Genomic DNA, 26,179 nt, shown 5'->3' with positions numbered 1-26,179 from the left:
TATGACAGAAATTATAGCAAAAGTTGAAAATTTATCTCACAAATATAGTAGAGATTGGGCTATTAAAAATATAAATTTTGAAGTTCACAATAAAGGAATATTAGGACTTTTGGGTTCTAATGGAGCAGGTAAATCTACAACCATGAACATTCTTTGTGGCGTAGTTAATCAAACAGAAGGAGATGCATTTATTGATGGGATAAATATGAGAACTAACCCTGTGGAAGCAAAAAAGCTAATCGGGTTTCTACCACAAAAAGCTCCATTACATGTTGAGTTAACAGTTGATGAATATTTAATTCATTGTGCTCATTTAAGGTCTATTCCTTCTTCAAGTATAAAAACAGCCCTTGAATATGCTAAAGAAAAATGTGGAATAACTCACTTTAGTAAAAGAGTTCTTAGGAACCTCTCTGGAGGATATCAACAGCGTGTTGGTTTAGCGCAATCAATTATCCATAATCCAAAATTAGTTGTATTGGATGAACCAACCAATGGGCTTGATCCAAACCAAATACTGGAAGTAAGGAAATTGATTAAAGAAATAGCTGAAGAAAGAGCTGTTGTCTTATCTACTCACATATTACCCGAGGTGCAAGCTACGTGTGATAATATTGTAATGATAGAAAATGGAAAGATTGTTTTTGCAGATACCATGCATGCTTTCAACAATTATATAGAACCTAATTCTTTAATCATGGAAATGACTCATTTACCCGACCTAGAAGAGGTTAAGTCGGTTGAAGGTGTCAGTAATATTGAGATTATAAATAATAGCCAGATAAGAGTGGTTTTTTCGAATGATAAGAATATAACTCAACAACTTATTAAAAAGAGTGTAGATAATTCCTGGTCACTTAATGAAATCTATCTAGAAAAAACATCATTAGATGGCGTTTTTGCTCAGTTATCAGGAAAAACAAAATCAAATTAAAAGAAAAAACTTATCATATTTATGAAAAAAATATTCAAAATAGCACGTTTAGAGCTAAGTATTATGTTCTATTCCCCTATTGCATGGTTAGTTTTGGTTCTTTTCATTATTCAAACTGGTATTACGTTTACAGAGTTACTTTATAGTCAAGAAACTAATCAACAATTAGGAAGACCTTTAAATGTTTTATCTAAGGTGCTTTTTGCTGGAGAAGATGGTGTATTAGCAAAAGTTCAGAGAACATTATATTTATATATCCCAATACTAACGATGGGGTTGTTCAGTAGAGAAACTAGTAGTGGTTCAATTAAACTTTTATTAACATCACCTGTCACATCATTACAAATTATATTAGGTAAATACCTTTCAATGTTGGTGTATGCGTTTCTTTTATGTATAATTTTAACTACCTATATTTTAACCGGAGCAATTTCTATAGAAGCTATTGATGTTAAATTTGTTCTAGGAGGGATATTAGGTATTTTTCTGCTTATTTCAGCCTATTCAGCAATAGGGCTTTATATGTCTAGCCTTACAAATTATCAAGTAGTTGCAGCAGTAAGTACTTTAGCTGTTTTAGCAATTTTAAATTTTATAGGTACTATTGGCCAAGAGTATGATTTAATTAGAGATATAACTTATTGGTTTTCAATTTCTGGTAGAGCAGATAACCTTGTAAATGGGCTTATTAGTAGTAAAGATATTATATACTTTATTTTGGTAGTCGTTTTGTTTCTTGGGTTGGTCTTTTTAAAACTTAATGATGAACGCAAAAACAGAAATGCTGTAATTAAATTAGGGAGATACCTTCTTTTATTAATAGTCGTAACTTCAGTAGGATATTTTTCTTCACATCCAAAATTAAATAAATATTATGATACTACTAGATTCAAAGACAGGACATTAACTGAGAATTCAAAATCTTTAATTAATCAATTAGAAGAACCTATAAATATTACTAGTTATGTAAACCTTGTTCATTATAGTGCTTCTTATGGTGCTCCCAAAAACAGGATTAAAGACCTAAGTAGGTTTGAAATATATCGAAGATTCATTCCTGAAATGAAGATGAACTACATTACTTATTACGATACTGTAGCATATAATAGAGATACTACAAAAACACTATTAGAAAAAGCTAAAACAGCGGCATCTGTATATAAAATTAACTTTGATGATGTATTGTCACCAGATCAAATTCGAGCAAAAATAAACCTTGTACCTGAAAATAACAGATTGGTTAGGATAGTTGAGTACAAAGGTAAAAAAACACCACTTCGAATGTTTGATGATATGTTTGTATACCCTAAAGAAGCTGAAATATCAGTAGCTATAAAAAGACTTCTATTTGAGCCTACTCATGTTGGGTTTTTAGCTTCTAATTCAGAAAGGAGTATTGAAAGTCTAGAAAATGAGGGGTACAAAATTATTACAAATGGCACTAATATTCGAGGTTCATTAATTAACCAGGGGTTTAACCCAATAAAAATTGATTTAAATAGTATTAGTAAAATTCCAGATTCATTAAAAGCAGTAGTCATAGCTGACCCTAAAAAAGCTTATTCAGAAAGTGAAAAGTCAAAAATTTTGGACTATTTAAAGGAAGGAGGAAATATGTTAATTACTTCAGAACCCAATAGACATGAATTTATAAATTCATTATTAGATTCTATAGGGTTAGTAATAAATGATGGTGTGTTACTACAAGAAACTGAGAACTATCAATTAGATCTAGTACAAGCAAAATTCACTTCTGAGGCCAAAAATTTTGGTTTTTCTTATTATGATAAAGCAATTGTTACTACCCCTACATCATCTGGTATTACAATAAAAGATACTTCAAAATTTAGAGTGAATACTATACTCAAGTCCAATGCAGAATATGTTTGGAATAAAAAACAACCTTTTGATTTAGAAACAGAACAGATAAAATTTAATCCTAAAACTGATATAAAAATTGAAATTCCTATTGCTGTAGCTTTAGAAAGAACTGTAAATCAAAAAAAACAAAAAATAATGATAGTTGCTGATTCAGATTTTCTAAGCAATTCTGAGATGACAAGAAATAATTTAACGACTGTTAATAGTTCATTTACGATTAGATTATTTAAATGGTTGAATGATGGAGTCTATCCAGTAAATACATCAAGAAAAAAAGCAATTGATACTGTAATTAAAGTATCAAGAACTCAAATCTTATGGATTAAAGGAATATACCTAGCTATTTTTCCAATTATTGTAGTAATACTTGGTGCAATTGTTTTAATAAGAAGAAAAAGAAATTAAGATATTAATGAGAAACACATATTTAATCACGTTTATACTACTATTTATTAGTGTATACACTTTTGGTCAAAAAATAATACCTTTAAATCAACGAATTCCTCTAGATAAGAGTGTGCTAATAGACACCTTAGACAATGGGTTGACATATTATATTAAAGAAAATAAGGAGCCTCAACAAAGAGCAGAGTTGTATTTGGTTGTTAAAGCAGGTTCGTTACAAGAAACGGAAAATCAGCAAGGTTTGGCTCATTTTACAGAGCATATGGCTTTCAATGGAACTAAAAACTTTCCAAAAAATGAATTAATTGATTATTTACAAAAAGCAGGTATAAGATTTGGAGCAGATTTAAATGCTTATACAGGTTTTGATCAAACAGTTTATCAATTGCCTTTACCAACTGATGATGATGAACTATTAGAGTCTGGTTTTAAAATTCTTTCTGATTGGGCTAGTGCTATTACTTTTGACGATACTCAAATTGAAAGTGAAAGGGGAGTTGTTATTGAGGAAGAGAGACAAAGAGGAAAAAATGTGAATGATCGCTTTAATAAAAAAATCATCCCAGTTTTGTTAGAGGGCTCAAAGTATGCAGATAGAATTCCTATTGGTAAAACTGAAATAATTCAAAATTTTGATAAAGATACTTTAAGAGCTTTTTATAATAAGTGGTATGTGCCTCATTTGCAAGGAGTATTAGTTGTTGGAGATTTTGATAAAGAAAAAATAAAAACATATATCAATAAGTATTTTTCAAAACTTAAGTCTACATCTACTTTTCTTAAACCAAAGAAGTATCGTATTCCAGATAATATTCAACCAAAAATTAAAATTGTTACGGATTCCGAATTCCCATATTCTGTAATTTCAGTTTTATATAAACATCCATCAAAAACTTTAAAAACGTCAGCTGATTTGATAGACGCTATAAAAAAAGCAGCTATTAATAGTATGTTTTCAGCTAGGATACAAGAATTGATTGAGAAAGGAGACGCTCCTTTTTTAAATGCGAGTGCTAGTTATAGTTCATTTCAAGGAGGAATAGGGGACCTAGATGCTTTTAGTATACAGGTTGTTGCTAAGGAAGCTTCTAAAATAAAATTAGCTATAGAAGGCATCATGTCAGAAGTCAATAGTATGATAAAGTTTGGTTTTAAAGAGACTGAATGGGAACGAATTAAAAAGAGTTTTCTAAATTCTATAACAAATTCGTACCATGAAAAAGATAAAATTTCTTCTAAAGTTTTTATCAATCAATATCTAAATCATTTTTTAAAAGGGGAGTCTATTATATCTATGGATTATTCATATACATTTTATAGTGATAATTTAGAGTTAATTTCAGTTAATGACCTAAACAAAATGGTTAAAACTTGGGTTTCTGAAAGCAATCAAATTATTCTTTTAAAAGGAGCAGAAAAAGATAAGGAAATATTACCTAGTGAATTAGAGTTAAAAGAATGGGTGAATAATAGTAACAACAATATAATTGATTATGTGGATGATATTATAGATGAACCACTTTTAGATATTGAAAATTTAAATGGAAATATTACTTCAGTAAAAGAACAAAAACAAACAAAATCTACAGAAATTAAACTTGTTAATGGAGTACGTGTTATCCTGAAATCAACAGATTTTAAAAATGATGAAATACTTTTTTCAGGATTTAGTTCAGGAGGTGTTTCTTTAGCAAATAAAAATGATGTAGCTTCTGCTAAACTAGCAGATAATATTATAAACTCTTCGGGAGTTGGTAAGTTTTCAGCAACTCAGCTTCAAAAAATGTTATCAGGTAAAACCTTAGGTGTTACTCCATACATAGGCATGTATTCAGAAGGAATTAAAGGATTTTCTAATAATAATGATATAGAAACTACTTTGCAGTTAGTACATTTATACATGACCCAACCTAGAGTAGATTCTATAGTTTTTAAGACACTTAAAAATAATTATAAGGTTGCAATAGAAGGCAAGTCATCTAATCCAATTTCAGTATTTCAAGATACGATTAATTATGTCATGAAAGGTAAAGGAGCTTGGGCAAAAGATTTAGACATTGTTGATTTAGAAAAAATTAACTTAAAAGATGTGGAGCAATTTTATAGAGAAAGATTTGCTGATGCCAGTCAATTTACGTTTATATTCACAGGTAGTTTTAAGAAAGATAGTTTAATTCCATTAATAGTAAAATACTTAGGCTCACTACCAAGTGATGAAGAAAATGAAAAATATAGAGATGTTGGAATAAAACCATTGTCTGGTAAAATAGCTAAAAATGTATATAAGGGGCTTGAGGATAAAGCTACAGTTGTATTATCCTATCATGATGTATTTAATTTTTCTGAGAAAAATGCTTTAGTTTTGAGTGCTTTAAAAGCTACTTTGGAAAATAATTTATTAGAGCGATTAAGAGAGAAAGAAAGTGGTGTATATAGCCCTTCAGTTAACTTAAGTTTAGTTCAAATCCCGAGACCTTATTACTCATTCTCGATATCATTCAATTGTGCAACAAATAGAGTAGACGATTTAATTAGAGCCACTAAGGAAGAAATTCAAAATTTAAAAAATAAAGGTCTTGATGAAGATGATTTGTTAAAATTCAATAATCAAAAAATCAGACAACATCAATTAAATTTGAGAAAAAATTCTTATTGGTTAAATTATTTTCAAAGTGTTGTTCTTTATAAGAAGGATATCAATTTAATCACAAAATTTGATGAAAGAATTGATAATTTAAAAATACAAGAGATTAATAAGAAAGCCAAAAAATACTTGAACCCAAATAACATAACTCAATTGGTTTTATACCCTGAAATGTTAGAAGAGTTAGAATAGATATTATGTGTTAATCTTTATGCAAAGCCTTATAAATTTAATTTTTTATAAGGTTTTTTGTTTATAGTCAAAGATTCAAAAAAGACTGATGTTAGTTGAAAGTTTATTGTTTTATTAATTGTATTTTTAAAATTCAACTTAGCTTATTTTGAAGTTTTATTAAATAGTAAACCTGTCCTGAATAAAAACTACATAGATTGTGTAATTATATAAAAAATGCCAAAGTAATTAAGGTTTACAGAAAATTGTAGGGAATATTTTAAAACAATAGTTCGAGAATTTTCTCCATTTTTGTTAGTTGCTTCTACTAAAAAAATAATCTATATTTGTTATTGATATTAAAATTTACTGAATTATGAAAGCAAAAAAGAAGTCTATTTTAATTTTATTAATTAGTTTGCCATTTTTTTTCATAAGTTGCAGTACTAATAATGATAAAATAGAGGAATTTAAAGATATTAAATTTAATAAAAATACTGAAACTAAACAATCCAAAATAATACTTGGAAATGATAATTTAACTTTTGCATTTAGTATAAAATCTATTAACAATATTGGGACTAAGCAATCAAAAATAATACTTAGAAATGATAATTTGATGATTGCATTTAACACAAAGCCTATTAATAGTATTGATGCAAACTTTCAAAAATAATTTTATATGATAGATATTATTTGCGGTTAGCTGTAATTCTAAATAAAATATCATAGAGTAATTACTTATTATGTGACATTCTTCCTCTTCCGGAAGTAGTAATAAGAATCAAAGGCGTAAATCTTGTCTTTGTGTCTGATATTGTACATCTCCAATTACTTGGAATGAAACTTTAAATTTATTGTTATTTTGGATATAAGACACAGAACTCCATAATAAAAGTCACCCCTAAAATTAGTAGCCCTAATGAATATTGCATATGGGAAATAAATATAGCTTTAGAATGTGAAGATAATATATAGGAAATTTAGTTATATGTAATTTTTGCACTATTTCTTCATAGTAAATATTTCATATAAGTGAAATTTTAATAATTATTTATAACATATTAAAATTGTATAGCCAGCAGGTAACAATAGACATATTTTATTGTTGCTTCTAGCTTATGTAAGAAAAATCTGTGATTTTCCAGTCGCATAAATCTTATAAAAATCCGTTATCTGCAAACTGAAAAAAATACCAGAATTAGAATTGAAAGCAGAAAGCTATACAAAAGATATCAAATTATAATTATATTCCCTCAAAAGTTTTATATAAATTATTAGCGTAAATTCAATTTAGCCTTTAGTCATATTTAAGGGTTAAACATAAAGAAGTCCTAATTTGAAAAAATTAAAATTCCTTACCGATAAAAATTAAATTTGAAAATCCTAGTATTTCCTCACTATCTAAATTAGGGATTTGAAGTATATCATGATTTGGCACTATAATTGTATTTTTTAACTGAAATTGTTGGTCTTTATTTAGATATTGATTATTAATCAATTGTTCATTCTCATCTGCAACACAGCTACAAAAGATTAAAATAAAAATTAATAAAATAGATTTTGTTTTCATAACAATAGATTTTGCATTGGTGGCAATTAATAAGTTTCCTTCAAATATATAAAAAATAATTTAATAATAATTTTTATAGCACTAATGAAATAAGAACTTTAAAGGTGATTAGGTGTTACTTTTTAAAAGTGACACCTAACTAGACACATTTCATATTTGATTTAATGTATATTATGGTGTAAAGAAATTAAAAAAGTCAATAAACATAGAGTTTATCGGCTTTTAGTGAGTTTTGGAAACTCACTCAGCGGAGAAGAGGAAACTATCCAAAAAATCAAAAATACAGTGCTTATAAGGGGGCAAAATGTATCCAAAAATTAACTAATACCGAATTAGCCTCTAGATATTAAATTTTAATATTTTTTTAGGTTGAGAAACAAGATTTCTTTTTAGAACCTAATGAGACATTGATATATAATAACAGTGTCTACTTTTTTCTTGGTTTAATTATAGAAAAGGTTTGGACTTACAACAAAAAACTGTACAATAAGTTGAGAGACTTAAGCAGCTACATTTTGATTATACATTTCTATTTCAAATTCATTAATAGTTTTATATCCTAAGGTAGAATGTATCCTTCTTTTATTGTGCCATGTTTCAATCCAACTAAAGATTTATAATTCAGCTTGTGATCTATAATTGTAACTGTGTTTATATACCCATTCCGTTTTTAAGCTTTTAAAAAAGGATTCTGGTACCTCATTATCCCAACAATTCCCCTTCCTACTCATAAACTGTATCACTAGACCTTTATAATTTTTAATAGTATTTGTAAAATGACTATTAGCATACTGAACACCTCTGTCAGAATGAAAAATGAGTTCTTTTGTAATTGTATTGGATTTAACCGCCATATTCTAAGCTGGTATTATAGTATCCTTTGTTGTTAAATTATCACTCATAGACCACCCAACTATTTTTTTATTAAATAAATCTATAACCACTGTTAAATACATCCAGCCTTGTTTGGTTTCTATATAGGTTATATCTGAGACCCATACTTGATTTTTTCTAAAGACTTCAAAGTTTTGATTTAATATATTAGCTGCTATTGGGTATTTACGATTGCTATTTGTAGTTACTTTAAATTTACGTCCTCTCCTAGCAAATAATCCATTTACCCTTATAATTCTTGCTATTCTAGGCTTAAATATAAAATACCCTAGCCTTAGGAATTAGACAAGTAAAAGTTTATAAAATATTGAAAAAGCGGGCGTGGTGGAATTGGTAGACACGCTAGACTTAGGATCTAGTGCCGCAAGGCGTGGAGTTCGACTCCCTTCAGCCGCACAAAAGCCTCTCAATATTGAGTGGCTTTTCTTTTTGGTATAACAAAGTTAATTTTCCGTTCTCATCTTAAAAATCTCTATATTGACCATTTGAATAATGTGAAATTCTACCAAAAAAAGAATTTTGTTCTTTGATTTTTTTGTTTTCAATTAAGTAATAAAATGAAATTTTAGGAATCTAGGGGAATATAATAGGGTGAGAATCTTGGTTATACATTCTAAATAATTACTTGTGATGTTAACACGCCCAATAATCTGGAATCTTTTCTTTTTTTAGAATAAGGTTATTTTTTCTTGTGAATTTATTACAAGTAAAAACAACGGAAGTAGCATAGAAAAATAAATAATTTTTTTATTTTTAATTCGTTTTTTTATAACTCCAAACAGCTAAACCATTCATAATTACTGCATAAAAGAGTGTTTTTATTAATAGAGGTATGATGTCTACAAAATTTGATCCTTTTAGCATTACCATTCTCATAATTTCTACAAAATATTTTATTGGGTTAAATTCAGTTAAAATTTGTGCCCAATACGGCATACTCTCAATTGGAGTAAAAAGCCCACTCATTAAAATAAAAATTACGATAAAAAACCAGGCAATAAACATGGCTTGCTGTTGAGTATCGGTAAAATTTGAGATAAATAGTCCCATACCCAAAATAACCAAAAGATAAATTGCTGTATAAAAATAAATTAACCAAAGACTTCCAGTTATAGGAGTATTAAATATGATTTTTGCGATAATAAGTCCTATGGTTAATAAAACAAATCCAATAATCCAAAAAGGGAACAACTTACCAATAATAAATTGAGATTTTTTTATTGGCGTTACGTTCATTTGTTCTAATGTTCCTATTTCTTTTTCTCTTACTATATTCATTCCAGATAGAAATAAAGTAATCATAGAAACTAATAAAACCAGAATACCAGGAACCATAAATGTTTTATAATTCAATGTAATGTTATACCAAAAGGAAGGAATAGACTCAATAATTTTAGTAGAACTTTTGTTTTCTGTTGGGGTTGATAATGATATGGTAATATTTTTGTTAAATGTTTGTACAATTTGATTGATATATACACTTTGTACTCCTGCTGCTGCCCCATCAATTGCATTTATTGTTATGGAAAGATCTGTATCTTTATGATTTGATAATTGACGTTCAAAATTAATTGGAATTTCTAAAATTACTTCGACTTCTCCTTTTGACATTGCCGCCTTAGCTTCCTTTATTGAAGAAAAATTAGATATCACATTAAAGTATGTAGAAGCATCAAATTTTTCAATTAACAATCTTGAATTTGAACTTTTATCATTATCAATATAAGAAAATTTTATATTTTTTATTTCAAAAGTTGCAGCATTTGATAAGATTAATAGTTGTAGTAGAGGTAATATAAAAATAATAGGTAACATCCCTTTATTTCTAAATATTTGCTTGAATTCTTTTTGAACGATGTATAAAATTGTATTCATTTTTCTCTTGAAATTATTTGTTTAGAATAGAGAAAATAGTTCTCTCTATTCTTTTAAGTCAATATTATTCCAGTCTAATTTTATATTTTTTAATGCTTATAGTTATAAAAATTAGAGTCATAAATAATATGATTAGAGTTTCTTTCCAAATAAAACTCAACCCAACTCCTTTAAGCATAATTGCTTTAATGATGATGATGAACCATTTTGCAGGAATTATATGACTAATAACTTGTAATGGGAAAGGCATGCTTGAAATTGGAAAAATGAACCCTGAAAGTAAAATTACAGGTAGCATTAATCCCATTAATGAAATCATCATAGCAGTTTGTTGTGTAGAAGAGATTGTAGAAATTAAGATCCCCAACGATAATGCATTTATGATGAATAACACACTTTCAAACCCCAGTAAAAACAAACTTCCTTCAACTGGCATTTTAAATATGAAAATACTGAGTAAAACAATAACTACAGCGTTAATTACTGATAAAAATATATAAGGGAATACTTTACCCAAAATAACTTGAAATGGTTTTATTGGAGATACTAACAATATTTCCATTGTACCCATTTCTTTTTCTCTAGTGATGGATATTGAAGTCATCATTGCCGAAACCAACATTAATATAACTGTCATTACTCCAGGTACAAATGTGAAAACACTTTTTAGCTCTGGATTGTAAATTAGCCTAGTTTCAGGATTTATTTGAGGAGAATGTTTAATTTGATGATTAATTACCAATTGGTAGTTTTTCAAAATTGAACTAAGATAATTGTTAATAGTGTTAGCTGTGTTTGGATCTGTTGCATCGGTAATTATTTGAACCGTAGTTTTATTTTCTTTTGTTAGCTTTTCGCTAAAATCCTTATCGAAAATTAAAACAGCTTTTACTTTTCCTTTTTTGAATACCGTTTCAATCTCTTTATCATTTTTAATGATTTGCTTATTGGTAAAATATTTTGAAGCTGAAATTTTATTAATAATTTCTTGAGTAGTGACATCTTTTGATTTGTCGAAGAACGCAATATCAACGTTGTTAATTTCATTAGTAATAGCGAAACCAAAAAGCATTACTTGTGCAATAGGCATTCCAAAAAGAATGAATAATGAGCGCGTATCTCTAAAAATATGGTAAAATTCTTTTTTTATAAATCCGGTAAATCGTTTCATATAGCTATATTGTTATCATTTAGATTGAAACGAAGGGCAATCTAAATTTTTAAATAGGAGATTGCCAAACTTCATTATGTTAAGTTCTCAATGACATTTCAATTATTATTTTTCTTTATTTTTACTCGATATTTCGTGCCAATTTTAAAAACACATCATTCATAGAATTTACTTTAAACTTTTCCTTTAGTTTTTTGGGAGTATCTAGAGCTTCAATTTTTCCCTCAACCATAATTGAAACACGATCACAATATTCAGCTTCATCCATATAATGTGTGGTGACAAAAACTGTAGTGCCATTGTTGGACGCTTTATAGATCATTTCCCAAAATTGCCGCCTAGTGATTGGATCAACACCTCCTGTTGGTTCATCTAAAAAAACAATTTTTGGTTCGTGTAATAACGCTACAGAGAATGCTATTTTCTGTTTCCAGCCCAATGGCAAAGATCCAACTAGTTCATTCACAATATTCTGTAGACCTAATTCTTCCACTAACAATTGTCTTTTTTCTTCAATCTTCTTACGAGACAAGCCGTAAATTCCTCCAAAAAATGTGATGTTCTCTTTCACAGTCAAATCGTCATATAAAGCGAATTTTTGACTCATATAACCAATATTTTTCTTTATGTCTTCAGAATTCGTAAAAACGTCAAAATCGGCTACTTTTGCATTTCCAGAAGTAGGGCTTGAAATTCCAATAAGCATTTTCATAGCTGTAGTTTTACCAGCCCCATTGGCGCCAAGAAAACCAAATATTTCACCTCTTTTTACTTCAAAAGTAATGGCATTTACGGCAATAAAATCGCCAAATTTTTTAGTTAAATTCTCAACTTGGATTACATTAGTTTCTATCATCGTTTTAATTTATGTCAAGTAGATGTTTAGATATTAGATTTATTTAGCTAACTCCATAAAGGTGTCTTCAATTGTAGTTTCTGTTGGCTGAATAATAATGTTTTTTAGTCCTTTGTCTTTTAAAAACTGGAAAAGCTCTTTAGTGTCAAAAGCATCTCTTTTGTCGGTATAATGAACAAATTCACCAAAGGGATAAACACTATAACTATGTTTATACTCTTTTAAAGCTAACAGCAGTTTATAAATATTATTAGCTTTTATATCATAGATTGTTGTTGGAAAATGTTTTACAATTTCTTTAGGGTCATCTATTTGTAATATTTTGCCATTCTGAATTAAGGCTATTCTGTCGCATAAAGCGGCTTCATCCATATAGGGTGTAGACACTAATATTGTAATGCCTTTTTGTTGTAAGCGTTTTAACATTTCCCAAAATTCTTTTCTTGAAACTGGATCAACACCTGTGGTTGGTTCATCTAAAAACAGCACTTTGGGTTTGTGGATTAATGCACAGGATAAAGCCAGTTTTTGTTTCATTCCTCCAGATAATTTCCCTGCTCTTCTATTTTTAAAAGGCTCAATTTGGATATAAATGTCTTTTATTAAATCGTAATTTTCTTCAATGGTTGTTCCAAAAATGGTAGCAAAAAAAGTTAAATTTTCTTCTACAGTTAAATCCTGATACAATGAAAACCGACCAGGCATATAACCTACATTACTTCTTATCTTTTTATAGTCTTTTATAACATCAAATCCAGCAACTTTGGCAAATCCCATATCTGCAAATAATAAAGTAGTAAGTATTCTAAAAATAGTTGTTTTTCCTGCTCCATCAGGTCCAATTAACCCAAACAACTCACCTTTTTTAACTTCAAAAGAAACGTCATTTACCGCGATTACTTGATTGAATGATTTATTGATATTTTTTACGATAATACTCATAAACCTTACTCAAAATAATTTTTGTATTCTGTTAAATGTGTGTGTAATTTTTCAAAACTTTCTTTGTTTATTTTGATAGGTTCTGCTGTTAAACCATCAAATAAATCTTTCATCGGAACTAAAAAAATATGTAATTGGTTATGGGCTTCACCTGTCATAGTACATTTGGTTATAATAGTACTAAATTCTGTTTCTAAACTTTTTTTAAGCTGAGCGTAAGCTTCTGGATTGTCTTTTTCTGTAAAGTTGCTCATTATTTGGAGCATGGCATGAATGCCTTCAGTTGTTTCTTTATTGGCTTTCCATAATTCTCCATCGTTTAATTGTAATTCTTCTGAATTAGTGTGCTGATGTTCCTCTGTCTGTTGAGGTTGCTTTGGTGGTATTTTAGACTTTTTTTCTGTTGAATTTTTACAAGAAATTACACTAAAAAATACGGTTATTGCTAAAAATAGTTGAATAGATTTTTTCATGGTTTTTTAATTTTATGATTAATAATTAAGAGAAAAATAATAAGCCAAACTCCTACTCTAAAAAGCATAGCTTTAATACTTTCAGAGGCTACACTTTTATTTAAAAAATAGAGGTATAGCAATATTGAGCTATGTGATATAAGTATAAAAAGAACAGCTTGTTTTAATAATTGATGTTTTGACCAAATTAAATATGAGGTTATAATTGAAATAAATCCAAACACAACATTATATATTACCAGCCATTTGATAACGGTGTATGCTTTTATGTCAATTTCAAATAATACTTTTGAACCTGCTATTATTGATAGCAACCCTAAAATAAAGGCTAATATTGATGCTATTTTAAACTTAAATTTCATTTATTTAATAATTTAATAAAATTGTTATTCGGATTTATTAGTTATCCACATTTCTGCTGGCATTCCAATTTTTAAACTGCCATCATTTTTTACATCAACTTTTACAGCATATACTAAGTTTACACGTTCTTCTTTGGTTTGAATAATTTTTGGCGTAAACTCAGCTTCTGAAGCAATCCAGCTTACAATACCAGAGTAATTTTTCATAGTATCTTTTTCATCAATTTTAACGGTTACTTCTTGTCCAATTTTAATATTAGATAGTTGATTTTCACTAATATAAACGCGTAATTGCATGTTGGTTAAATCTGCTATTTTGTAAAGAGGTTTACCAAAGGATGTGATTTCCTTAGATTCAGCATACGTTGATAAAATTGTACCATTGACTGGGTTTATTATATAGCTTTTTTGAAGTAAGTCATTTACTTGTTTGAGTTGTACATCAATGCTTTTAAGTTCATTAATTATTGGTAAATTTTGACTTTGAATGCTTTTAATTTGTTTTTGAATTACCTCAATTTCACCATTAATATCATCTAATTGTTTTTGAGTTCCTGCATCTTCTCTAACTAAATTTTCAATCCTATTTTTGTTAATTGTTGCAGTTTTTAATTGAGCATTAAGTACGCTAATTTGAGATAGTACATTACTTGATTTTGAACTGATAATTGTTTTTTGCACTAATAATTGATCTCTTTTCAAACTCAATGGAATTGTATCTATAAAACCAACATAGGCTCCTTTTTTTAGAATTTGTCCTTCTTCTGCAGTAAATTGAATTAATTTTCCGCTATTTTCTGCTGAAATCGTTATTTCTGTTGCTTCAAAATTTCCATATCCATCTGCTTTTTCATTTTTGTTACAACTTAAAAGAAAGGTTCCAATTAGAAATAGTCCAAATATATTTTTATTAATTTTCATAAGTGTTAATTTTTAGTTCCTTTAGTGGTATTATAATTTGCTTTTGAGTATAACAGTTGTGTGTAATGTGCTTTTAGGTTATTTTCAGCTTCATAAAGATTAGTTAACTCAGTAATGTAAGCTGAAGCGGTAATAACACCGTTTTTTAATTGAGATGCGGATGTTTTTAATATTTTTTTTCTTAGGCTTATAATTTCTTTATCGGACTCAATAATTTCTGATATTTTAATAATTTCAGATTCATGTTTTGTTAATTCAATAGAGGTGTTAAGTTCAAAAACTTCTTGTTCGGTATCAATAATTTCTTTATTTACTTGTAATGATTTAAGTTGTTTTTTATTAGAATTCCAGTCAAATACGTTCCACTTTAATTTTATTCCTGCTAAATAGTAAGCTTGAAAAGAATTGTCGAGCATATTTAATCCGGGATTTCCATATCCTCCTGTGGCAAAACCTAAAAGTTTTGGACTATTTTTTTTAGATATTAATTTTTCTGAAGCTTTAATTTGACTTTTTTTCAATTTAAATAAATCTAATTCTGGACGATTAATTTCAGTATTAAAATCTAATGAAATTTCAGGATTGTCTAATGTAATCTCTGAAGAAATGTTTTCTCCAATTAATTGAGAGAGAGATTTGATGTAGCTAAATTTATCTTTATCTAACTCTATAAATTGTTGATCTACCTTAAGTAGTTCGGCTTCTAAAACACTTTCAGAATTTGGGAGTAAGGCCCCAAATTTTACACCAGCATTAACCTCTTTTAATGTTGATGCTAATTCATTTTTTTTAGCGAGTAATAAGGCTTTCTTTTCTTGCAACAATAAAATTGAAAAATAAAGTTGATTCACCCGTTCTTTTAGTTGATATAAATTTACTTCAACTTGTTTTTGTTGAGTTTTTAAAGAAGCTGTTTTTTCTTCAAGTGCTGCATTTGTATGCCCACCATCATAAATTAGTTGATTTACGTTTAAATTTAATTGATATTGATCATTATTAGGTGGTGTAATGTTTACATCTGGTAAACTTATGGGTAATTCTATGACTTCGGATTGGTAAGTAGCTTTTGATTCGAAGTCAATTTGTGGTAATTTACCAGTCTTAATTATTTCCTTTTCCAAAATATTTTGTTTTGTCAAAAGGTTATTCTGTTTTGATAAAGGATAATTCTTTTCGACTAGTATATAGCATTCTTTTAAGCTTATTTTTTCTTGCGCAAAAGAATTAATAGCAAAAAATATCATTAGGAGTGTAGCTATTTTTTTCATCTGTTTATAATTATTTTTTGTTTGACAAAACATCTATTTGATTTTTATAGAATTTAAAATGAAATCCACTACTTCAGTCTTTCTTTCTTCCATTAATTCTTTAAAAGTGGTTTTATCAACTTTTAAAAATCCTTTTAATAGCGGTGAAGCGATAAATGGAAAAATGTTCAATGCTATAATATTAATAAATAAATGCTCAGCCTTTATAGGTCTTATATGTCCGTCTTTGACTGCATTTTCAATTTGATTTCTAAACTTTTCAATATTGGGTAATTTATTTGAAAGTTGTTTTTCAATAAATTCTGGATTTCTATTAAGTTCTTGTATAATAAAATTTGGGAGATAAGGGTGTTTTATAATAAATGTTATATAATTATGAGTAAAGTTTTTTATTTTATCAAATAAACTATTATCTGCATTTATAATATCATTTAACTGTGGAGCTAAAGTTGAAAACGCTTTTTTAAAAACAGCTTCAAAAAGTAATTGTTTACTTCTGTAATAATAATGCAGCATTGCTTTATTAATACCTGCTTCATCTGCAATTTCTTGCATTCTAGCAGCTGCCATTCCTTTACGCTCAAATATTTCTTTAGCTGCATTTAAAATATTTGATTCTGTTGAGCTATGTTTTTTTAAATTCATATATAAACTAATTAGTTTAACCATTTAGTTAACAAACGTAACAACTAAATTTTAATTTTCAAAATAAGTTTTGTTTTTATTAAAAAATTTAACAAATTATTTAACTAAATGTTTAAAGATAAGAAGGAGAAAGTTAATTTAAGGAGTGTATAATTATCGTTTACGAAGTTAAATTCTTAGATACTTTTATGTTGTACTAATAATTTTTTAAGCACTTAAATTTTGCCATTTATTTTCTTAATGATTTTTTTGCTGGAATTGGTACATCAGTTTAACAATACGATCAATTTCCGTTTCAAAATCCTTGTATAAAGGTTCATATTTTGACACTAGTTTAACTCTCAGATTTAATAGAGTTTCATTAGGTTTCAAGCCGTTGTTATAATCTAATTTTACTTGTTTCCAAACACTTGATAATAAATTAGCGTCTCGTATCACTGACTTTAGCGTAGTTACATTACCATGTCCTGTTAACACAATAGTTGGGTTTAATTTTATTATGGTATTAAGTGTGTTGATCAACCCTAGAACATTTCCATCACTTGTAATCATTGGCATCCAATCTGAACTCAACACATCACCTCCAAATATAATTTTTTGTTCAGGTAGCCACATTAAAATATCTCCATGAGAATGTCCATTATTAGCGAAAATAAACTCAACTTCCACACCTCCAAAAGTACGCTTTTGAGGATAATTCAATAATAAATTAGGATAAATAAGATGCGTAGTACCAATTGTGCCTTTGGTCACTTTGGAATAAAACGCTACATCATCTTGACCATACTTTTTCATTGTTTCCAGGGCTTGACTACTGGCAATAATTTCAGCATCAGCAAATGCTGCATTGCCTAACCAATGATCTGCATGGCTATGTGAATTAACCACCCAACGAACAGGTTGATTTGTAATAGATTTAATTGCTTTCTTAATTTTATTACCAATTAACTCAGAAGATCCTGTATCAAAAAGTAACACCCCGCTTTTAGTAACCACAAAATGAATGTTGGAATTCCATCCTTTGTTTTCAGGAGTAGGTAATCCAATGGATGGTGATATAATACTATAAACATTTTCAGCAATAGAGGTTACTACAAAATTGGAGTTAGTATTTGTTGACCAAGCGCATTGGACAATTAATATGATTAAGCTGAAAAAGGAAATAATTTTTACTTTAATACCCATAGTCGTGGTTATTTTTTTAGTTTTTTTACTGTAGCTTTTGCATTTTCATTGTTAAAGTTTAACTCCAGTGATTTTTTATAATTCACAATAGCTAGTTCGGTGTTTCCATTAACCATATAGGCTTCACCCAAACTATCAAATGCATTATATGAAAGAGGATAAAGTTCTGTATTTAAAAGAAATATCTCAATTGCTTTATTTCTATCATCTTCACGATTACTTTGTAACATATGGTATCCAATTCGATTTATAAGTGATTCAGGAGGGCTAAAATCCCATGAAAGTCGTTCAGAAACCTGATTGAAATGTTGAAGTAGTTGTTCTTTACTTGTGATATTACGATAGGATATTCCGTAGCCATTAAAAATTGCAGTTATACCTTTATAAAATGCAATGGGAGGTACAGATCCGTGGTTTTCATTTTCAAAATATTCTAGTTTGGCAGGAAACTCTCCTTTACATTTACTATTTAAAGATTCATATAATCTTATATGTCGATCGCGATTTCTAATATTTCTTTTACCCCAATTGGCTGAGGCGATGTAAAGAAATCTTTTGAATGAATTTTCAGTAACAGCTGTTAATTTTTTATCCATCGTTTCTGCATTCCAAGTACCTAAACTTGGATCAACAGCAATAAAAGAGTTGAAAAGTGTTTGTTCTTTCATATAGGCATGAGTAACAAACAAACCACCTAGTGAATGTCCAAAAAGTATGCGATAGGGAACTGTTCTATATTTCTTGTCCAGCTCAGGAATAAGTTCCTCCTCTATAAAACTTAAAAAGTTTTCTCCACCACCAGAATCGTTTTTTCTTGTTGTAATAATTTTATCAGGTGTAAAATCTCTTCGCCTGTTAACGTTTTGAATTGCCGCTACAATCATTTCAGGAATTCTCAGGTTGCCATTGTATCCGGAACTCATATAGTTCACCATACCTGTTACAGGTTTAAAGTGAACATGTCCATCTAGCACTATTAATACTGGGTACTTTTTATATGATGAACCTTCCTCGTAATAAGAATCAGGAAGACTTACCCAAAATTCTCTTGTTTCGTTAAGTGTATGGGAGTAGAGTTTATCCTTAAACCCTATATTAATTGGATTGTGTTCTTGTGCATAGTTAGTACTTATAATTGTAAGCAAACAAAAAGCAGTAAAAATAAATTTATTCATGATATAAGAGATTTAATGAATGTTTTTCCTAGAATCTTTATAGAGCCATAGCAAATTTACTATTTTCCATTGTCCATTAATTTTGATAAGGTGTAAATATTCATACCAGTTGTCTGATACTAGTTTTACAGAAGCTGCCTTTTGATATGCATCTAAAATGGTAACCTCATTTTTCGGGTTTGTTGGAAATTTTATTCCAGATTTATTCCACGATTCGGCAAAATCCAGCATCTGTTTATAGGTAGTTTCTCTTATTTTTTCTTTTTTATTTTTAAAATCGAATTCGATGGTACGCTTTGCTAGTTGTTCGTGCATTACCTTTTTCATAAGTTTAGGTTTTAACTCTTGTAATGCGATTAAATAGCCCAAGGATATTCGCTTAATTTCAATTGAATCTTTCTTAGAGATAGGAGAAGCCAACTTGGTATATACATTGGAGAAATCTATTCTTTCATTGAGTAAGGTTTTGTCAACATCATGTACCGCTCTGCCAATTTGATTTCCGTTAGTATCATACTTCTTCACGCCGTAAGCAAATCTCCATTGATTTAAAGTTAATTTACCATCTTTATTGTGATACTCATATTTAATGTGGTTTCCATTTTCGTCATAAGTGTCATGATAAGAGGCGACACCTGTTGCATTTTCAATAGGCTTAAAATTGTTGTCCAGATTGTAATTGGCTTTAGGATAACCTTTTTTATCGTAAACTATTCCTGTTGTACCAAACTTAAAGTATGGTGAAATTGTTACTGTGGAATCATTTAAATTATACCGGTTTTCAACCACCATTTTTTTATACTTCTTCCATTGGTAATGGGAAATCCCCCAATTGGATTGCATGTGATTGTCTTTTAGGTCGTAAAAATTTAAATCGGTAATGAAACCATTTTTATCCTTTGTAAAGATCTCTTTATAAACTCCTCTATCGTTAGTTATACGTTTTCCATTGGGGTCATAAAATGTTCGTATCTCCATATGGTTGTTATACAAAAATTCAATTCTGTAAGCACCAAATGTTGTTAGCGGATGTTGCTGTTGTGTGTGATAGTGGTGGTTAATAATTTCTACAAGTTGTTTGTTTTTATATGTAAATACATAATGAGAAGAGGAATCTGCCTCCAGTTTTGATATTGGGTATATTCCCAAAATGGGTACGTGTGGTGATACATGATTGTACCTAATATGTCTAAAGTATTTTTTATTGTTTTGGTTTTGAGCTTGTAGTCCAAAACTAAAACAAATTATTATTAGTAATGATATGTGTTTAATCATTTTGTGAGTATTTAATGAAATACAAATAAACCCTATATTGTCATTCAAAAATAAAAAGTAGATAAATAAGGGATTTTAACCAACAGAAAAGGGGATTCTTATAAAAATGGTTTTCAGCTTTGTAAACTATGTTTTTATCTGCCTTAAATGCTTTTTTGTCTACTAAAGTAGTGGTATAAAAGAAAATTCTTTATGTTAGATGTTTGGTGTAAATTTGTCTGATGCTACTTAATAAAAAACACTTACTGAATACAGTTGTAAGTCATGCCATTTTTTGGGTACTATTGTTCTTGTTTTTTGTGCTACCAACATTGGGGTATCAAAGCATGAAGCTAGCTTACGTAGCTGCGTATGCAACTAAAATTATTCCACAAATGATGGTTGCCTATGTAATGATTTATGTGCTAGTACCATATGTGCTTAATCGATATGGAAAAATTCTTTTCGGAATAAGTGTGTTTGTTCTACTTTATTTAGCATTTGTACTGTACACTTTTTTTAGGTATTATGGTTTTGAAATTGTTTTTCCTGAGTTTTATCGTTTATCTCGTAAAGTTGATTTTTGGTGGCGAGCTACAGATTTTCATTATTTTGCCCAAAATATTATTTGGTTTCTTTTTCCTGCTGTTATACTTATGTCAGTTCGTTATTACAAGCATCAGCGTGAAGCACTAGAGTTAAGGGAACAAAAAAAAGTTGCAGAGTTGAGTGCATTGAAAAATCAGCTTAATCCTCACTTTTTATTCAATACCCTTAATAATTTGTACGCATTGGCTATTAAAAAATCAGACCAAACCCCAGAGGTGATTGCAAAATTGTCTGAAATTTTAGATTATACCCTTTATAGATGTAATAAAGAGTTCGTAGCTCTTAGCGATGAAGTTAAGTTGTTGAATAATTACATAGCACTAGAGAAAATTAGGTATGGAAAAAGGGTGTATATAAGTTTTGAAAGTAATGTAGATAATACGGTAAAAATAGCACCTTTACTTTTACTCACTTTTTTTGAAAATGCTTTCAAACATGGGGTGAGCCAAGAAATAAGAGAAGCCAACATTATAGCTTTATTAAAAACAGAGGGTAGTAAGATTTATTTTAGTATTGAAAATACAATTTCCACACATAAACATGATGAAGAGAGTAGGGAAGCAATTGGGCTTAGTAATGTTCAAAAACAGCTTGAGTTACTTTATCCAAATAATCATAAATTAGTGGTGCGTAATGAAGATCAAAAGTATAAGGTAGATTTAAAAATTAAGACAGCATGAAGTACAAGTGCGTAATTGTAGATGACGAAGAACTTGCTAGGGAGCTAATAGAAACACATCTTTCTCAATTTGATGAATTTGAGTTAGTGGCATCTTGTGAAAGTGCTTTGGAAGCCACTAAAATACTAGCAATTAACTCCATTGACCTGCTATTTTTAGATATTGAAATGCCAGTACTTAAAGGAACCGATTTTTTAAAAAGTCTTAGTAATGTACCTAAAGTAATTTTTACAACCGCTTACCGAGATTATGCCATTGAAGGGTTTGAACTTAATGCTGTTGATTACTTACTTAAACCTATAGTTTTTGAGCGGTTTTTTAAATCCATACAAAAATTCTTGGAAAGCATTCAACCAAAAACTATAAAAGTAATCAAGGAAGAAGCATCGGAATTAAGCAACTATGTTTTTGTTCAAGCAAACAGAAAAAATATCAAAATAAAATTTGATGATATTTTGTATATAGAGAGCTTAAAGGATTATATAAAAATACATTATAAGACCCGTAACGTAATGACCAAATATAGCATTACAGCCTTTCATGAATTGCTTGATAATCGCTTCTTAAGAATTCACCGATCGTTTATTGTAAATAAGGAAGCTATTACAGCATTTACAAAGCACGATATTGAAATTGGAAAAATTGAGATTCCTATTGGTCATAGTTATAAACACCAAGTAATGGAACGTTTAATTTCTTCTTGATGAAATTTATTTTTGTAAGCTTGAGAAACTCTTAATTGGATGAACCCATTCCCATTCAGATTTTCCGAAATTACCCGAATCTTCAATTACTTTAATATGTGTTTCGTCAATTATTTTTATGGTTATTTTCCCATACAATTTGTCTTTACCTACAGGAATATCTGCCCATGAGAGTTCTATTTTATCTTCATTTATTATTCCATGACCCACATGGCACCAGTTTTCGCCTAAATTAATATCGTTAGTTTTTTGATTCATTCCTAACCAAAACACATGATTATCAACAACGTTTATCCAAAACGGATTTTTGCCAGCAGATTGCCAAAAGCCTGGTTTTATTAATGAATTTGAATTTTGCATAGTATTGTTTTTTTCAATTGTTCCTTAAAATAATTCTGTTGCCTCAAATTTAATGAAATTTATGAAGTAGGTATTAGAAATGATTTTTTTGAAAAGCTCTTCAATATTGATTTGAATAACATTGATATTTTTTTAATTAGTATTGGTTTATTTTTAAATTTACAGATATTAAAAAGTAGATTGCTACATTTTAATTAAAAATAATATTTTATACATGCATAAAATCAATACTTCAATTTTATATAGCGGTCAAGAAAAAATTTTACTAGCAGTAGATTGTATAATTTTCGGATTTGATTCACACAAACTAAAACTCTTATTATTTAAAAGAAAAGTAGAACCTCTCAAAGGAGAATGGTCATTAATTGGATCTTTCGTTAATAATCAACAAACTTTACAAGATGCAGCTAAGGAAATATTATATAAATCAACAGGATTATCTAATGTATATTTAGATGAATTAAAAACCTATAGTAAATTAGATAGAGATCCTGGTGAAAGAGTAATTTCTGTTGCTTATTTTAGTTTGATTAGAATTAATGAATTCGATATTGAGAATGTTGAAAAATATGATGCTCATTGGTTCGATTTTGACAATATTCCTAACTTAATTTTAGATCATAATGAAATGGTAAAAGATGCAATTTCTAAGCTTAGATCTAAAGCCATATACCAACCCATTGGATTTGAATTACTTCCAGAAAAATTTACCATCCCACAATTACAAATACTTTATGAGTGCGTTTATCAACAAAAACTAGACGATAGGAATTTTAGAAAAAAGATTTTATCATTTGATATTTTAACAAAAACTACAGAAAAAGATAAATCGGGATCAAAAAAAGGAGCTTTTCTATATATGTTTGATAATGAGAAGTATAAAGAGTTTGTTGCTAAAGGTAATAATTTTGAGCTTTAAATAATTATGTATTATTTTGACTATATTGAATAATAAACGTATATTTAACATTTATTATTTTTAAATTATGTCAAAATTAAATGGAAACATATTTAAAAGAGCAACCGCACAAAAGATTTAATATTTTAACTGGAGAATGGGTCTTAGTTTCTCCGCACAGAACAAAAAGACCTTGGCAAGGAAAACAAGAGGTCACTGAACCAAAAGATAAAATTTCGTATGATTCAGAATGTTATTTATGCCCTACAAATAAGCGTATTAATGGGGTGAAAAATGACGATTATAAAAGCACCTATGTTTTTTCAAATGATTTTGGTGCGCTTATGAACAACTCTGAAAAATTCAGTTATAAAAAAGGTCTGTTAAGGGCTGAAGGAGAAATAGGTATATGTAAAGTTGTATGCTTTTCGCCTAATCATTCCCTATCAATACCAGATTTAGAGATTTCAGAAATTGAAAAAGTAATTGAAACTTGGCAACAAGAATATTCTTTATTAGGCAATCTTAAAAATATTAATTACGTTCAAATATTTGAAAATAAAGGGGCAATTATGGGTTGTAGTAATCCGCATCCTCATGGACAAATATGGGCGCAATACTCTATCCCAACTGAAATTCAGAAAAAAACAGCCACACAAAAAGAGTTTTATCAGAAAAATGGTACTAGTTTATTAAAAACCTACCTTGAGGAAGAATTGAAGGAACAAACTAGAATTATATCCGAAAATAAACACTTTGTAACATTGATTCCTTTTTGGGCTGTTTGGCCGTATGAGGCTATGATTATACCAAAACAAGCAATGCCAAATATTAAAAACTTAACAGATAATCAAAAAAATAGTTTTGCTCAACAGCTAAAACTTTTAACACAAAAATACGATGCACTTTTTAATACATCATTTCCATATTCAGCAGGGATCCATCAAGCACCTACCAATAAAATGGATTATGAAGAATGGCATTGGCATATGAGTTTTTATCCACCATTGCTTAGATCAGCTACCGTTAAAAAATTTATGGTAGGCTATGAAATGTTTGCCATGCCTCAAAGAGACATTACGGCTGAATTAGCGGCTGAAAAATTAAGATCATTATAATTTTAAAATGATACATATAATTAAATAAAGACAACGTAACTTTATGAACTCAACATACGATTTATGTATAGAATCTCCAGGACGTATTAATATTATTGGAGAGCACACAGATTATAACAACGGATTTGTTTTACCAACAGCCATAGATAAAAAAATAAAGTTTTCTTTTAAGAAAAATGAAAATTCAACAATTTGTAATGTACGTAGTGTTAATTTTAATGCAAGTTTTTCTTTTGATTTAACTAAAGTTGAACCAAGTAAACATCAATGGGAAAACTATATTTTAGGAGTTGTTTTTGAGCTACAGCAACTTACAAACAATTTAAAAGGATTTGATTGTGTTATAGAAAGTGACATCCCTATTGGCTCAGGAGTTAGCTCTTCAGCTGCTTTAGAATGTGGTTTAGCTTTTGGTTTAAATGAACTTTTTAAATTAAAACTTTCGAAACAATTAATTGTTGAATTATCGCAAAGAGCTGAGCATAATTATGTAGGTACCAAGTGCGGTATAATGGATCAATTTGCCTCTGTAATGAGTAAAAAAGACCATGTAATTTTGTTAGATTGCAAATCTTTAGAATTTGAATACATTCCTGTTTCAATAAAACCATATAAAATAGTACTTTTAAATACGAATGTTTCTCATAATTTGGCTTCGGGAGAATATAATAAACGTAGAGTGCAATGTGAAACTGGAGTAAAAATAATTCAAAAAGAACATCCACATGTTGCATCTTTAAGAGAGGTTACATTAGATCTATTAAATAAATTTGAAAGTACATTGGATCCAACCGTTTTTAACAGATGTAAATATGTGATAGAAGAAAATGAAAGAGTAAAAAAGGCTGTAAATGCATTAAAGAACAAACAATTAACAACTTTAGGAAAGCATATTTACGAAACACATGAAGGCTTAAAAAACCTATATGAAGTAAGTTGTCCTGAGTTAGATTTTTTAGTAGAATTTTCAAAAGATTATAAAGAGGTTTTAGGAGCCAGAATGATGGGCGGAGGTTTTGGAGGTTGTACTATTAATATCATACATGAACATAAAATTGAACAATTTATTGAGGATATTTCGAAGGCTTATTTTAATAATTTTAATATTAAATTAACTGCTTTTGAAGTTATGCCTAGTAAAGGAACATCTATTAAAAATTAACTAAACTTAAATATATTTT

General features: G+C 28.8%; 23 protein-coding genes and 1 pseudogene. 9 read left to right on the top strand and 15 right to left on the bottom strand.

Annotated elements, in window-relative coordinates; all coding sequences use genetic code 11:
* The first annotated feature begins 1 nt into the window (after position 1).
* From ACFQZW_RS04405 to ACFQZW_RS04390, 4 genes are all read left to right on the top strand, one after another.
* Positions 2-934 carry an ABC transporter ATP-binding protein gene (locus ACFQZW_RS04405; RefSeq protein ID WP_386781555.1) on the top strand — a complete coding sequence of 311 codons (933 nt, stop codon included), beginning with the start codon at positions 2-4 and terminating at the stop codon, positions 932-934.
* A gap of 21 nt (positions 935-955) precedes the next feature.
* Positions 956-3,220 (top strand): Gldg family protein, encoded by a 2,265-nt coding sequence (locus ACFQZW_RS04400; protein WP_386781554.1) that lies wholly within the window; start codon positions 956-958, stop codon positions 3,218-3,220.
* Between the two features lie 7 nt (positions 3,221-3,227).
* Complete coding sequence (locus tag ACFQZW_RS04395) at positions 3,228-6,056, top strand: M16 family metallopeptidase (protein WP_386781553.1); 2,829 nt, start codon at positions 3,228-3,230, stop codon at positions 6,054-6,056.
* Between the two features lie 355 nt (positions 6,057-6,411).
* Positions 6,412-6,711 carry a hypothetical protein gene (locus ACFQZW_RS04390; RefSeq protein WP_386781552.1) on the top strand — a complete coding sequence of 100 codons (300 nt, stop codon included), beginning with the start codon at positions 6,412-6,414 and terminating at the stop codon, positions 6,709-6,711.
* A 672-nt stretch (positions 6,712-7,383) separates the two neighbouring features.
* On the opposite strand, the gene ACFQZW_RS04385 is transcribed toward ACFQZW_RS04390, so the two are convergent.
* The 14 genes and pseudogenes from ACFQZW_RS04385 to ACFQZW_RS04320 form a co-directional block, all read right to left on the bottom strand.
* Positions 7,384-7,608: a hypothetical protein gene (locus ACFQZW_RS04385; RefSeq protein ID WP_386781551.1), complete on the bottom strand. Its 225-nt coding sequence runs from the start codon at positions 7,606-7,608 to the stop codon at positions 7,384-7,386.
* A 500-nt stretch (positions 7,609-8,108) separates the two neighbouring features.
* Positions 8,109-8,774: pseudogene (locus ACFQZW_RS04380) on the bottom strand (IS3 family transposase); the annotation flags it as partial.
* Positions 8,775-9,255: 481 nt separating this feature from the next.
* Positions 9,256-10,377, bottom strand: coding sequence for an ABC transporter permease (locus ACFQZW_RS04375; protein WP_386781550.1), 1,122 nt, complete (start codon positions 10,375-10,377; stop codon positions 9,256-9,258).
* Positions 10,378-10,441: 64 nt separating this feature from the next.
* On the bottom strand, positions 10,442-11,548 hold the full coding sequence (locus ACFQZW_RS04370) for an ABC transporter permease (RefSeq protein WP_298265109.1): 1,107 nt from the start codon (positions 11,546-11,548) through the stop codon (positions 10,442-10,444).
* A gap of 121 nt (positions 11,549-11,669) precedes the next feature.
* Complete coding sequence (locus tag ACFQZW_RS04365) at positions 11,670-12,404, bottom strand: ABC transporter ATP-binding protein (protein WP_298265107.1); 735 nt, start codon at positions 12,402-12,404, stop codon at positions 11,670-11,672.
* A 39-nt stretch (positions 12,405-12,443) separates the two neighbouring features.
* The gene (locus tag ACFQZW_RS04360) at positions 12,444-13,346 is read right to left on the bottom strand and encodes an ABC transporter ATP-binding protein (RefSeq protein ID WP_372802522.1); all 903 of its coding nucleotides are present in this window, start codon (positions 13,344-13,346) and stop codon (positions 12,444-12,446) included.
* A gap of 5 nt (positions 13,347-13,351) precedes the next feature.
* On the bottom strand, positions 13,352-13,819 hold the full coding sequence (locus tag ACFQZW_RS04355) for a hypothetical protein (RefSeq protein ID WP_298286032.1): 468 nt from the start codon (positions 13,817-13,819) through the stop codon (positions 13,352-13,354).
* The gene (locus ACFQZW_RS04350; RefSeq protein ID WP_298265101.1) at positions 13,816-14,181 is read right to left on the bottom strand and encodes a hypothetical protein; all 366 of its coding nucleotides are present in this window, start codon (positions 14,179-14,181) and stop codon (positions 13,816-13,818) included. The genes ACFQZW_RS04355 and ACFQZW_RS04350 overlap by 4 nt, the downstream gene beginning before the upstream one ends.
* Before the next feature lie 24 nt (positions 14,182-14,205).
* The gene (locus ACFQZW_RS04345) at positions 14,206-15,102 is read right to left on the bottom strand and encodes an HlyD family secretion protein (RefSeq protein WP_386781549.1); all 897 of its coding nucleotides are present in this window, start codon (positions 15,100-15,102) and stop codon (positions 14,206-14,208) included.
* Between the two features lie 5 nt (positions 15,103-15,107).
* Positions 15,108-16,223, bottom strand: coding sequence for a TolC family protein (locus tag ACFQZW_RS04340; RefSeq protein WP_386781548.1), 1,116 nt, complete (start codon positions 16,221-16,223; stop codon positions 15,108-15,110).
* Between the two features lie 180 nt (positions 16,224-16,403).
* Positions 16,404-17,015 carry a TetR/AcrR family transcriptional regulator gene (locus ACFQZW_RS04335; protein WP_298265095.1) on the bottom strand — a complete coding sequence of 204 codons (612 nt, stop codon included), beginning with the start codon at positions 17,013-17,015 and terminating at the stop codon, positions 16,404-16,406.
* A gap of 237 nt (positions 17,016-17,252) precedes the next feature.
* The gene (locus ACFQZW_RS04330) at positions 17,253-18,200 is read right to left on the bottom strand and encodes an MBL fold metallo-hydrolase (protein WP_298286021.1); all 948 of its coding nucleotides are present in this window, start codon (positions 18,198-18,200) and stop codon (positions 17,253-17,255) included.
* Between the two features lie 8 nt (positions 18,201-18,208).
* Positions 18,209-19,375 carry an alpha/beta hydrolase-fold protein gene (locus tag ACFQZW_RS04325; RefSeq protein ID WP_386781547.1) on the bottom strand — a complete coding sequence of 389 codons (1,167 nt, stop codon included), beginning with the start codon at positions 19,373-19,375 and terminating at the stop codon, positions 18,209-18,211.
* 12 nt (positions 19,376-19,387) lie between these two features.
* Entirely contained in the window at positions 19,388-20,650 is a 1,263-nt protein-coding gene (locus ACFQZW_RS04320; protein ID WP_386781546.1) for a nuclear transport factor 2 family protein, read from the bottom strand.
* 326 nt (positions 20,651-20,976) lie between these two features.
* Between ACFQZW_RS04320 and ACFQZW_RS04315 the strand changes: the two genes are divergently transcribed.
* Both ACFQZW_RS04315 and ACFQZW_RS04310 read left to right on the top strand, forming a co-directional pair.
* Entirely contained in the window at positions 20,977-21,918 is a 942-nt protein-coding gene (locus ACFQZW_RS04315) for a sensor histidine kinase (RefSeq protein ID WP_372801787.1), read from the top strand.
* On the top strand, positions 21,915-22,622 hold the full coding sequence (locus tag ACFQZW_RS04310; RefSeq protein ID WP_298265085.1) for a LytR/AlgR family response regulator transcription factor: 708 nt from the start codon (positions 21,915-21,917) through the stop codon (positions 22,620-22,622). The genes ACFQZW_RS04315 and ACFQZW_RS04310 overlap by 4 nt, the downstream gene beginning before the upstream one ends.
* A 6-nt stretch (positions 22,623-22,628) precedes the next feature.
* Here the strand turns inward: ACFQZW_RS04310 and ACFQZW_RS04305 are convergent, their stop codons facing one another.
* Positions 22,629-22,982, bottom strand: a complete 354-nt coding sequence (locus ACFQZW_RS04305) for a hypothetical protein (protein ID WP_298265083.1) — start codon at positions 22,980-22,982, stop codon at positions 22,629-22,631.
* Between the two features lie 214 nt (positions 22,983-23,196).
* Here ACFQZW_RS04305 and ACFQZW_RS04300 point away from each other — a divergent pair, with 214 nt between their 5' ends.
* From ACFQZW_RS04300 to galK, 3 genes are all read left to right on the top strand, one after another.
* On the top strand, positions 23,197-23,901 hold the full coding sequence (locus ACFQZW_RS04300) for an NUDIX hydrolase (RefSeq protein WP_298265081.1): 705 nt from the start codon (positions 23,197-23,199) through the stop codon (positions 23,899-23,901).
* 80 nt (positions 23,902-23,981) lie between these two features.
* Positions 23,982-24,998, top strand: coding sequence for a UDP-glucose--hexose-1-phosphate uridylyltransferase (locus ACFQZW_RS04295; protein WP_386781545.1), 1,017 nt, complete (start codon positions 23,982-23,984; stop codon positions 24,996-24,998).
* A gap of 43 nt (positions 24,999-25,041) precedes the next feature.
* The gene (gene galK, locus ACFQZW_RS04290) at positions 25,042-26,160 is read left to right on the top strand and encodes a galactokinase (RefSeq protein WP_386781544.1); all 1,119 of its coding nucleotides are present in this window, start codon (positions 25,042-25,044) and stop codon (positions 26,158-26,160) included.
* Positions 26,161-26,179: the final 19 nt, after the last annotated feature.

Origin of the sequence: Lutibacter aestuarii, from assembly GCF_042676885.1 — a bacterium.
GTDB classification, from domain to species: Bacteria; Bacteroidota; Bacteroidia; order Flavobacteriales; family Flavobacteriaceae; genus Lutibacter; species Lutibacter aestuarii.
Note: the sequence above shows the minus strand (reverse complement) of the source record. Positions and strands in the feature narration are given on the sequence as shown.